Genomic DNA, 1,826 nt, shown 5'->3' on the forward strand with positions numbered 1-1,826 from the left:
CGCCGCGCGCGCGTACACGGTCGGCAGCCACGTCGTGTTCGGCGCCGGCCAGTACGACGCGCGCTCGGCGGCCGGACGCGCGCTGCTCGCGCACGAGCTCGCCCATACGGCGCAGCGCGCGCGCGACGTCGTGCGGCGCAAGCCGCTGACGCCGGAGGAGCGCGCCGAGGATCTGCAGTCGCCCGAGCTCCGGGACGACGCGCGCCTGCAGGAGGCGTTCGACAACGCGCCGGACATGCGCAAGTACGAGACCAGCGACGGCGTCAAGACGCTGCAGCGCCGGCTGCGCGAGCTCGAATACGCGCTGCCGATCTCGTTCGCGAAGACCGGCGACGCCGACGGCATCTACGGCGAGGAGACCGAAGGCGTCGTGAAGGACTTCCAGCGCGACCACGGCCTCGCGCCGACCGGCGTCGCCGACCGCGACACCTTGCGCGAGCTCGATCGCGTGTTCGATCCCGTCATCACGATCGAGAAGGTCTACTTCGTCGAGGACCACCGCCAGCTCGTCGACAACGACGTCGACTGGGAGGACACCGGCGCGCGCTACGCCGACTGGAGCCATGCGCCGTATCACGTCGTGTTCACGCCGGGCGAGCTGATCGCCGAGTCGATTCCGCTGTCGGTCACCGGCGGTACGACGATGTCGGCGATGGCCTGGGTCGACATCCAGGGCGGCGTGCCGGGGCGCAGCTACACGGTCCGCGCGCGCAGCAGCGACGTCGGCTGGACCCTCACCGGCACCGGCACGCACCGCAAGGGCGAGACGCGCGATCTCGTCCACCTCGCCGCCGATGCGCCCCTCGGCAAGCAGTTCGCGAAACTGCAGGCCTTGCAGTTCTGGGACACGATCTCGACGGCTGCGACGCGGTCGAGCGGCATGTCGATGTCGACCGTGTTCGTGACCGCCGGTGCGGTCGCCGACGCCGAGCGCGAGATCAAGTCCGACCATCCGTTCGTGCCGACGCGCAAACGCCTCGAACAGGCGATGCAGTTCGCGAGCGGCAGCGACATCACGCAGGCAGACCGCATCATCTGGAAGGTGATCCGCGAATTCCCGGCCTACGGCGTCTGCGACGCGCCGACGCGTCGGAAGACGAGCATCAGCTGCCCGGACATCGTGTCGGTCTGGGGCATGACGCCGTACATCGAGACCGGCACGTTCCAGTGCATCACGGTCGCGCGCTACGCCGACGCGGTGTTCCACATCCTCGGCATCCGCAGCGCGGTGCCCGACGCCGTCGCCGAGCCCGTCGTCGTCTGGGCCGACCTCGAACACCGCGATGGCATCATCTCGCCGTGGCCGCACAGCGGCATCTCCGAGGGCGGCGTGCGCCGCCATCCGATCCACAAGGACTGGCGCCTCGGCCTGATCGACGGCCATTGCGCGGTCAACAACTTCGAGGCCTGCGAGCGGCTGACCTGGACGCCGCCCGGCAAGAGCCAGCAGGTCGTGCAGATCTGGTGCGGCGGGCTCGGCGACAAGAATCCGCGCGAAGGCTTCCGCACCGCGCGCCAGGTGCTCGCGAACGTGTTCACCCTGGCCTGGTACACGCCGATGTCCAAGCCCGACCCGACCAGCGGTTTCCCGCGCGGCATCATCGAGCGGGACGAGGAAAACTACCGGGGCATCTTCCACTGCAACCGGGACCTCGGCCGGGACGAACGCTGACACGCGGCGACGCGGAGGAGCATGCCGATGAAACTCGCACTGCCCGACAGGACGTCGTCCGGCGCGTCACGCGCGGCGTCCGCGTCCTTGCGTTCGCCCGCGGCGGCGCCGCTGCATTCCCTGCCGGCCGCCCGGCCGCGGGCCGCGCCCTGCG

1 protein-coding gene is annotated in these 1,826 nt (G+C 70.5%); it reads left to right on the forward strand.

Annotated features, from left to right (window positions below; all coding sequences use genetic code 11):
• Positions 1 to 1,672 (forward strand): peptidoglycan-binding protein (locus NON22_RS23765; RefSeq protein WP_257389460.1); only part of this gene is annotated, 1,672 nt, incomplete at its 5' end.
• Positions 1,673 to 1,826 lie beyond the last annotated feature (154 nt).

Origin of the sequence: Tahibacter caeni, assembly GCF_024609805.1 — a bacterium.
GTDB classification, from domain to species: domain Bacteria; phylum Pseudomonadota; class Gammaproteobacteria; order Xanthomonadales; family Rhodanobacteraceae; genus Tahibacter; species Tahibacter caeni.